Origin of the sequence: Anaerobacillus sp., from assembly GCF_046314235.1 — a bacterium.
In the GTDB taxonomy this organism is placed as follows: Bacteria; Bacillota; Bacilli; order Bacillales; family Anaerobacillaceae; genus Anaerobacillus.
The window spans coordinates 37,711-46,577 of sequence record NZ_JBKBWN010000023.1 but is presented as its reverse complement, the minus strand read 5'-3'; the positions used below and the strand labels follow the sequence as shown (position 1 = coordinate 46,577).

The window sequence follows — 8,867 nt, the reverse complement described above, 5'->3', positions numbered from 1 at the left end:
ATTAGGGATGTTTTTTCGGCTGGTCGAGTGCAAACGCCAACACTAGCACTTATTGTCAAACGAGAGATCGAGATCGAGAAGTTCACTTCGAAAGATTTCTGGGAGGTTGTTGCCACATTTTCGATGAATGGGAAAGAATATGAGGGGAAATGGGAGTTAGATAATAATTCAAGGATTGACGAAGAGGTACTTGCAAAGAAAATTGCTGCGTTTTGTGAAGCAAAACAAGCAGAAGTCACTCAAGTTGATAAAGACCGAAAGAAATTTGACCCACCTCTATTGTTTAACCTTTCGGCACTTCAGGCAACGGCCAACACTATTTATAAATTTTCACCGAAGAAAACGTTAGATATTTTACAAAAGCTATACCAGAAAGGAATTGTCTCTTATCCACGTTCAGATTCTAATTATGTAACAGAAGGAGAAGCACTAACATTTCCGCAAATTTTAAATAAGTTAAGTGAATTTGCCCAATACAGCGAGTATTTTCCAACACCAACTACTTCAATAATGAACAATAAAAGGTATGTAAATGAAAAAAAGGTAACAGACCATTATGCGATTATTCCTACAGAACAAGTAACGGATCCTAGTAAACTACCAAGTGATGAAGCGAAAATTTATGACTTAGTCGTTCGTCGTTTAATTGCAGCCCATTATCCAGCGGCTATTTTTGATTATTCGACGATCACAACTTTAGTAGATAAGCGAGCAAGGTTTATCTCGAAAGGTAAACAACAAATCAATGAAGGCTGGAGAAAAATTCTTTATAAGCAAGACGATGACCAGGATGTTATTTTACCTAATCTAGAAGAAGGCGAACAGGGAAAGGTTACAAATGTTAAAGTGAAACAGGGCAAGACACAACCACCGAAACGATATACAGAAGGACAATTAATTACGTTAATGAAAACCGCAGGCAAATACTTAAATAATGACGAGCTAGAGAAAGTATTAAATAAAACTGAGGGCCTAGGAACTGAGGCGACTCGAGCCGGTATCATTACGATGCTCCAAGACCGAAAATACATTGAAGTAGAAAAAAATAAAGTGTTTGCGACGAAAAAGGCGAGAATTTTAATTGAAGCTGTAGGAGAAAATATTTTAGCTTCACCTGAGATGACTGCCAAATGGGAGCAACGTTTAGCTGAAATTGGTCAAGGAAAAGCGTCCCCTGTAACCTTCATGGAACAAACGAAACTCTTATCAAAGAAGATCATTGAAGATGCTTCTAGGAAAGCAAGCGACTGGAACTTTCAAGAGCTTCAATATGAGGTCGAAAATAAATATGCAACAAAATTTACCTTAGGGAAAAAGCTAGGGAAATGCAAATTATGCAGTGGTGATGTTGTTGATAAAGGGAAGTTTTATGGATGTTCTAATTATAAGAAAACAGCCTGTACTTTTACAATTTCAAAGTCAATTCTTGGGAAGAAATTAACTGAAACGACGGTGACCAAATTACTTAATACAGGAAAAACAAGTGTCTTAAAAGGGTTTAAAAGAGGAGATAAGACTTTTAGCGCTGCCCTAATTTGGGATGAGAAAGAGCAAAAGGTCAGTTTAAATTTTGAATAATATTAATTAATTTTAGTAGTATGGAAAAAGTTTTCCTTATATAGTGGCATTGCCTCCAAGATTACATACGTATAATGTGTAGGAAAAGTTGGAGGTGTCACATTTGGGTGTTTCGAAAACGAATATATTGTTAAGGGATTTTATTAAACGTCGAAAAGAAGTCTCGCCTAAGCATTACTTTCAAGTTCAGCAAGAGTTGTTATGTGAGCCGATCGCTGAATATTTTGAAGAGTTTGGGGCTTCTCAACTCCATAAATATTTTTTAGAAAATGGTTTGTTCTATCCAGATTCCAAAATATTAAATGAATTAAAGCAATTAGAAAAAAAACAGGTTTGGAATCTAATTAAAGGACAATATGAAAAATTAAAGAAAGCGTGGGATGGCGAGGAAGCAGAAATTTTTATCTTTCCTGTCGAAAGAAGAAATGAATTTATCATGAAAGAACTAAAAGGGAAAATGGGAGTTAGCTTTCATCATGTTATCATTATATTTTTATCAAAGGAAAGCACTCCAAAAGAAATCGAGGCATTATTTACCCACGAGTATAATCATGTTTGTCGACTTTCTAGATTGCAAAAGGAATTTCAAGAATTATCTTTATTAGACTCGATGATCATTGAAGGGATGGCTGAGGTTGCTGTAGCAGAAACAGTAGGCGAAAAGTTACTAGCACCTTGGGTATCACTTTATTCAAAGCAAGAATTAATACCTTTTTGGATTAAAGCGAAAAGTTACCTCGACCTAAAAGGAAAGATGGAGCATGACCGATTTTTATATGGTGATAACACTAGTCGTGGATTTCCGAAATGGTTTGGATATAGTGTAGGATATTTAATTGTTAAAGCCTACTTAGAGAAAAATAAAGACATTTCAATGAAAGAGTTACTGAAAATTGAAACTGCAGAAATACTAGCAAAATCCGGATTTGATTCTAATATAAAATGAACAATGCCTGAGAAGTAGTTTACTATTACTTCTCTTTTACTTTTTTAAAGGATTTTTGCCTTTTTAGAAGAAGTAAATAATATAGAAACTAGAAAATGAAGTGGAGGACTACATATGCAGACATTACAACTTCATAATCGTTGGTGGGACAAGCTATGATTTTCCGCTTTTTTCTTTTACTCATTGGTTTTGGACTTGCTGTAACAGGGGGAATCAGCATAATTGCTTATTTAAACTATGTTACAGCAGGGTACACGTTTATCTATTATTTGAAATTTATTGGTTTAAGAGTGGAATTCCATCTTTTTCTGATTGGCATTATTATGATAATTGTCAGTATTTACACACCATTTTCAAAGCGTTAGACGAATTCAATATAGGAAAACTTATCCCGAATACACAGAGGGTGGAATAAATTTCCTCAGCTATGCCCATACTGTTTGTACAAGATTTAGTGCAAGGGGGCTTAGTAATGGTCCACATTCGGGACGTATGGATTAACTGGTTTGAAGGAGAAGAAAATGGATATAATGTCTGCGAATTTTTTGAGTGGCGAAAAGATGATAAGATTGAATTACTTGATCAGGTTGTGATTGTAAAAGTCACAAGTAAGCTTTTCGATTATATCGAAAATAATTTAGCCGAACTACCGGAAGAGCTTTTAAACGATGTCCACCAGCAAAGTTTTCAACGGAAAAATAATCAACGTATTCAATTAGACTATTGTTTCATAGCTACTGATGGTAAAAAGGTACTTGCAGTAGATACTTTAGGGTATCAAACACCAATTAGAAAAAGTCGATTAATGCCAAGACAAGAAGAACTCGTTTTAGAACTGTCAATGAACGAGTATAAAAAAAATTATTATGTCGAGTATATTGATTTGCCACGAGAGTACCACATTTTGTCACCAGAACCTGAGCTCATGAGTGGCCTTATCCGTAAAGAACGGCAACTAAAGCAGCTATTATTTATGGTTTTGGATCAGTTACATTCCACTAATAATGTAGCTGAAGTTCGCTATTGGTACACTGAATGGGCGCCTAATCATTATGAAAGAATTCAAACAATGAATTTTGAAGAAGCTTGGCAAGGACTTTTTAATGAGTTGAAGTTTGGTTGGACAACTTTTCATTACCAGCTTTGTGAGCGAATGGTTAAAGGCCAGCCTTTTTTTGAAAAGCTTTGGGAGCTTCAACATGCTGAAAGTGTAAAATAAGAGGCTGGGACAGAAGGGGTCTGATACCTTCTGTCCCAACCTTTTTCTTCGTTTACGCAAAGGAAAAGGATGAGGTAAGGCTTCGATCGTAATCTAGATTATCTTTTTCTTCCTAGTCCCATGGCTCTTTTGGCTTTTGCTAATGTTTTTGTTGCTACCGAATTTGCCTTCTGGGCACCTAAGTCTAAAATGTCATCAAGTTCTTTTGAGTTAATAATTTCGTTGTAACGATCATGGATTGGCTTCAATGTAGCAACTACTGCTTCACCAACAGCTTGCTTAAATTCTCCGTAACCAATTCCAGTAAAGGCTGCTTCCAATTCTACAATGGATTTCCCAGAACATAGTGAATATATTCCTAAAAGGTTGGTTATGGCTGGTTTATTTTCTTTGTCATATTTTACGATGCCATCTGAATCTGTGACTGCACTTTTAATTTTTTTCAAAATCGTTTTTTCGTCATCTAGCATCGAAATATAACTCTTAGGATTAGGATTTGACTTGCTCATTTTTTTAGTTGGATCGTTTAATGACATGATCCTAGCGCCTACTTTTGGAATGCGGACTTCAGGTATTGTGAAGATGTCATTGAACTTTTTATTAAATCGCTCAGCTAAATCACGTGTTAATTCTAGATGCTGTTTTTGATCTTCACCGACTGGAACAATATCAGTATTATATAGCAAAATATCGGCTGCCATTAAAGGTGGATAGGTAAGTAGTGCACTTGAAACCGCTTCTTTCCCATCTGATTTATCTTTAAATTGAGTCATCCTTTCTAATTCGCCAATATATGCGACACATTGCATCATCCAGCCTAGCTGTGTATGTGCTCCTACTTCTGATTGAATGAAAAGTGTCGACTTATTCGGATCAATTCCAGCAGCAATATAAAGAGCAGCTAAGCTCCTAATGTTTTTTCGCAGTTGGATCGGATCTTGAGATACGGTAATAGCATGTTCATCAACAATACAGAAGTAGCAATTGTGATGATCTTGTAGCTCTACAAAATGTTTCATTGCACCTAAATAATTGCCTAATGTTAATGTTCCGCTAGGTTGAATACCTGAAAAAATCGTCTTCATTTCTTTTACTCCCTTTCTAAAATAAAATACAAAAAAGCCCACTCGTCCCCTATCAATAGGGACGATGGACCGTGGTGCCACCCTAATTATTCTAAATTGTTTAGAATCACTTATGCCGTACAGCTAATGAAGCGATACGGTGTCCAAGATAACGTTAGGACATACGCCAAAGCCTACTAATAATACTAAGAGCTAAGTTCGGTTTGGATGCTCAAAAGCCCATTCCACCTTGCATTACTATCTGTGTCCCAGCAATCACAGACTCTCTATAAGCTAAACAAGGTGTACTCTTCTTTATCATCGCGATGAAAATACCAAATTTTTTCTAATTATACTCAATCAAAACAAAAAAAGCAAATTGTATTTAGTTTTCATCTTAGCGCAATGCTTTTTCTCTACATAGTAATTGAATAGACAACCATGCATATACATGTACTATTAATTAGTATTAAATTTAAACTTTAGAGGTGGTGCTCGTATTGTTTATTAGAAAGAAGTTCTTTTACTTGGCAATCATCTGTTTCATTTATTTGTTTTTGGCGATCAATTATGAACGTTCAGATAGTACTTTAAAGCAAATGGAGCAGGAGGTAGTAGCTGCAGCAACAAAAACGGGAGTTTATCAAGGGAATTTAGCTGAAGATTTCCAACTAATTACTACTAGTGGTGAAAAGCGCAAGCTATCAAATTTTCGCGGGAAAAAGGTAATCGTCAACTTTTTTGCCACTTGGTGCGGACCTTGCCAAGAAGAGATGCCGATTTTAGTGGAATTAGATAAACGGACAAGTAAAGAGCAGATGATTATTTTAGGTGTGAACGTAACGAAAGAGGAGTCTAGTCCGACTCAGGTTCGTGATTTTATGAAACAGTTTCAAGTACAATTTGATGTTCTATATGATGGTGACGGAGAAGTGATGAAGACTTATCAATTAATTGGAATACCTACAACAATTTTTATTGATGATAAAGGGAAAATTGTTGAGCGTCTCAATGGCATAATTACGATGGAAATGATTGAAACTCATCCTTTTTTTAAAGGCATGCCTCATTAATTAAAGATAACCAGCTCATTTTTTTCAAATTAAAAAAGCTGCAAAACAGCTTTTTAAAGTGATAAGTCGTGTTCAACTCAAGCTTTGGGTTAGTTCTTTCTATAATGAAGCTAAACGGTTCTTTTGTTCGTACAACTCGTTGTCGATCATTTGGTCTAGCTTGGCAATGAGTCGTCTAGCTCTTTCATCTGCGATTTGTCTGTAATGATGGTTACCACTCGGTTCTTCATCCATTTCGTCTGCAAGGGCAACGATTTTTTGGAGGGGATCTAAATAAATTTCCCCTTCTGGTAAATAAGAATCGGTGTGTAATAAAATCGCTAAAGCAATTTTTTTTGCTTTTTGAGGATGTTCACCTAGCCTAATTAAGAGTTTATGTGCTCTTTCTGCACCTTTAATTGCATGGATATCATTTTGTTTATAAAGCTCGTAATCCCATTTTCCATTTCTATACCAAGTATAATGACCGATATCATGCAAGAAAGCGGCTTTTGTAGCTAAATCTGGATCAACCTTATAATCTTTAGAGAGGTTAAATGCATGATAAGCTGCAGCAATTGCATGGGCCATCCCGGATCTTTTAACGTATTTTTGGGTAATCCTGTGTTCAAATATTGATAATAAAGTAATTTCTCTCATCATGATTCCCTCCTTTTTTTATTATATCTAATAACAGTATTTTTGGATATTTAGACGATTATACACACATTTCAGAAGAGAGGCAAGTATGACGATTTTTACGACAATAGAAATTGCTTGAATGTTTTTTGCTGGGCTTATTTGGTTATGATCACTTATCTTGCACGATACAAAGTAGGTTGAAGCAATGTTAAAAGGGGAATACTAATTGTAGAGATTGTTGAATAAGCTCAAAGGATGTCAAATAAATATTATGAAGTTATTGGTATTCATCGTGAACAAATGTATAATCCTAATTATAGGATTGCTGAGCGGATAGGAGGGGTATAAATGTATGTAACAATTAAAGAATTGGCTGAGTATTTACACTTGTCACCTGACTTCGTTTTTCAGCAAATAAAAGCAGGGAATATACGCGCTGTACATGATGGGGACCAATATTTAGTGAATAAAGATCAGTTTACTTCAACTAAGGACAAAATTGAAAAAGAAATTTTATTATGGCGTGAAGAACAACTACAAGAAATACCTACAGATATTGATGTGAAAGATGAAGATTAATAGATTATGAATTGAGGTGCAAAATGGGGAAGCCGTTACTAAAATGTTTAACAATTTGTTTCATCATGATAATGACACTAGGAGTACCCGAGGCAACCCATGCAGAAAAATTAGCTTCGGCGCATTCCATTAAAATAACAGAACTACGAAAACTTGAAATTCCTGCCAATTTTTTAAGGTTTACTTTTCAATCAGGCTATCATTTTGAATATCCAGATGCAGTTCGAGGAATTTATGTAACAGGACATTCCGCAGGTGGCGAACGATTTAATTCACTCATTGACTTACTTGATAAGACGGATTTAAATACAATGGTTATTGATGTGAAAGATGATCATGGGTATTTGACTTATGTTCCAGAAAGTGACTCTCCGTTTAAAGATATTAGCCAGCGCTATATAAAAGATCCAGAAGCAATGATGAGACGGTTGGAAGAACATAAAATATATCCGATTGCCCGGATTGTTGTTTTTAAAGATTCTGTACTGGCAGAAAAACGTCCAGATTTATCATTCTTAGAAAATGGAAGAGTATGGAAAAATCGAAGGGGTGAAGCGTTTGTTAACCCTTTTCTAAAGGAAGTTTGGGATTATAATATTGCAATTGCTGAAAAAGCTGCAAAACTAGGATTTAAAGAAATTCAATTTGACTATGTACGTTTCCCAGAGGGGTTCGAGCGTAGAGATGAAGATTTAATCTACAGTACAGGCGAGTATAAAGATGGAAACAAAGATAATGTTCAAAAAAGAGTTGATGCAGTAACGGATTTTGTAGCCTATGCTAGAGAAAAGCTACAACCATATGATGTTGATGTATCTGTTGATATTTTTGGTTATTCTGCAACAATATCAGAAGCGCCTGGGATTGGTCAGAACTTTTCTCGAATAGCTGAAAACGTCGATGTGATCTCGTCGATGATTTACCCAAGTCACTGGACATCATATTTTGGGATTGCAAAGCCAGATCTACATCCATATGAACTCGTTACTGCTTATGCAAAAGTCGAAAATGAGGTTTTAGGAAAGTTAGAAAATAAACCAACTTCAAGACCATGGCTTCAAGATTTTACCGCATCTTATTTAGGGGCAGGAAATTATAAAGTTTACGGTAAGGAAGAAGTAGAAGCTCAAATTAAGGCTCTATATGAAAACGGCATTAATGAGTTTCTTTTATGGAACGCTGGGAATCGTTATACACAAAATGTAAATTACAAAATGGAATAGGAGTAATATGCACAAATGGTGTCGATGAATGTTCTTACTAGGGAGCAATTTATCTTGCCGTTTGTGCTTTTTTTAATACATTTCTTTATGGAAATGTCTATCGTGTCTATATAATTGGGCTACGCTTTCTGACTTTAGTAACATCTTTTCGAAATCGACAAGAACATAGTTTAACAAAGAACGAAAAACGCATATACTAATAGTAGAGACATGTTGGTTTTTAGGAGTTATCAAAATGTTGATGAAGTTCTTTCTTTTGACGAAGATTGAACTTAGCAATAGAAGTTCCTTAATTGAAGTCTAATGTGAGGAAGGTGTAAAAGATGAAGGAAAGAGATAAGAAACGCAAAAAGAAAAGAGACATTTTAAAAGAACTAAAAAAGAAATTGCCTGGTTGGCAGAAACTACCTGGAAGAAACCCGGTTTCTTCTAACTCGAAAACAACTGCATAATATTAAAAAGATGTCCCAAAAGTGACTGTTTATCAAAATACCCTATAAGTATTTTGTAACTGATCTTGTTTTTGGGACATCCTTTTTTTATTAAAGCAATAATTTTAGGAAC

10 protein-coding genes and 1 other annotated feature are annotated in these 8,867 nt (G+C 35.3%); of the genes, 8 read left to right on the top strand and 2 right to left on the bottom strand.

Annotation, left to right across the window (positions count from 1 at the left end; translation table 11 throughout):
- The 4 genes from ACK4M9_RS20610 to ACK4M9_RS20595 form a co-directional block, all read left to right on the top strand.
- A partial coding sequence (locus ACK4M9_RS20610; RefSeq protein WP_409854627.1) for a type IA DNA topoisomerase occupies window positions 1-1,578 on the top strand: 1,578 nt, incomplete at its 5' end.
- Window positions 1,579-1,681: 103 nt separating this feature from the next.
- Window positions 1,682-2,524 carry a DUF2268 domain-containing putative Zn-dependent protease gene (locus tag ACK4M9_RS20605; RefSeq protein WP_409854625.1) on the top strand — a complete coding sequence of 281 codons (843 nt, stop codon included), beginning with the start codon at window positions 1,682-1,684 and terminating at the stop codon, window positions 2,522-2,524.
- Between the two features lie 155 nt (window positions 2,525-2,679).
- Window positions 2,680-2,889, top strand: coding sequence for a YuzI family membrane protein (locus tag ACK4M9_RS20600; RefSeq protein WP_409854624.1), 210 nt, complete (start codon window positions 2,680-2,682; stop codon window positions 2,887-2,889).
- A gap of 107 nt (window positions 2,890-2,996) precedes the next feature.
- Entirely contained in the window at window positions 2,997-3,743 is a 747-nt protein-coding gene (locus ACK4M9_RS20595; RefSeq protein WP_409854622.1) for a DUF3603 family protein, read from the top strand.
- Window positions 3,744-3,841: 98 nt separating this feature from the next.
- On the opposite strand, the gene trpS is transcribed toward ACK4M9_RS20595, so the two are convergent.
- Entirely contained in the window at window positions 3,842-4,828 is a 987-nt protein-coding gene (trpS, locus tag ACK4M9_RS20590; RefSeq protein ID WP_409854621.1) for a tryptophan--tRNA ligase, read from the bottom strand.
- Between the two features lie 54 nt (window positions 4,829-4,882).
- Window positions 4,883-5,138, bottom strand: a binding site (T-box leader).
- Window positions 5,139-5,307: 169 nt separating this feature from the next.
- On the opposite strand from trpS, the gene ACK4M9_RS20585 reads away from it, so the two are divergent.
- Window positions 5,308-5,880, top strand: a complete 573-nt coding sequence (locus tag ACK4M9_RS20585; protein WP_409854620.1) for a TlpA disulfide reductase family protein — start codon at window positions 5,308-5,310, stop codon at window positions 5,878-5,880.
- Window positions 5,881-5,979: 99 nt separating this feature from the next.
- Here ACK4M9_RS20585 and ACK4M9_RS20580 read toward each other — a convergent pair whose 3' ends face one another.
- Window positions 5,980-6,519: an HD domain-containing protein gene (locus tag ACK4M9_RS20580; protein WP_409854631.1), complete on the bottom strand. Its 540-nt coding sequence runs from the start codon at window positions 6,517-6,519 to the stop codon at window positions 5,980-5,982.
- A 330-nt stretch (window positions 6,520-6,849) separates the two neighbouring features.
- Between ACK4M9_RS20580 and ACK4M9_RS20575 the strand changes: the two genes are divergently transcribed.
- From ACK4M9_RS20575 to ACK4M9_RS20565, 3 genes are all read left to right on the top strand, one after another.
- Window positions 6,850-7,080: an excisionase family DNA-binding protein gene (locus tag ACK4M9_RS20575; protein WP_409854619.1), complete on the top strand. Its 231-nt coding sequence runs from the start codon at window positions 6,850-6,852 to the stop codon at window positions 7,078-7,080.
- 23 nt (window positions 7,081-7,103) lie between these two features.
- Window positions 7,104-8,303: a putative glycoside hydrolase gene (locus ACK4M9_RS20570; RefSeq protein ID WP_409854617.1), complete on the top strand. Its 1,200-nt coding sequence runs from the start codon at window positions 7,104-7,106 to the stop codon at window positions 8,301-8,303.
- 323 nt (window positions 8,304-8,626) lie between these two features.
- Window positions 8,627-8,755 carry a hypothetical protein gene (locus tag ACK4M9_RS20565; protein WP_409854616.1) on the top strand — a complete coding sequence of 43 codons (129 nt, stop codon included), beginning with the start codon at window positions 8,627-8,629 and terminating at the stop codon, window positions 8,753-8,755.
- The last annotated feature ends 112 nt before the right edge of the window (window positions 8,756-8,867 follow it).

Bases quoted from the DNA above. Each gene is read 5' to 3' on its own strand.
- trpS (WP_409854621.1), bottom strand. From the start codon at position 4,828: ATGAAGACGATTTTTTCAGGTATTCAACCTAGCGGAACATTAACATTA.
- ACK4M9_RS20595 (WP_409854622.1), top strand. From the start codon at position 2,997: ATGGTCCACATTCGGGACGTATGGATTAACTGGTTTGAAGGAGAAGAA.
- ACK4M9_RS20580 (WP_409854631.1), bottom strand. From the start codon at position 6,519: ATGAGAGAAATTACTTTATTATCAATATTTGAACACAGGATTACCCAA.
- ACK4M9_RS20565 (WP_409854616.1), top strand. From the start codon at position 8,627: ATGAAGGAAAGAGATAAGAAACGCAAAAAGAAAAGAGACATTTTAAAA.
- ACK4M9_RS20570 (WP_409854617.1), top strand. From the start codon at position 7,104: ATGGGGAAGCCGTTACTAAAATGTTTAACAATTTGTTTCATCATGATA.
- ACK4M9_RS20575 (WP_409854619.1), top strand. From the start codon at position 6,850: ATGTATGTAACAATTAAAGAATTGGCTGAGTATTTACACTTGTCACCT.
- ACK4M9_RS20600 (WP_409854624.1), top strand. From the start codon at position 2,680: ATGATTTTCCGCTTTTTTCTTTTACTCATTGGTTTTGGACTTGCTGTA.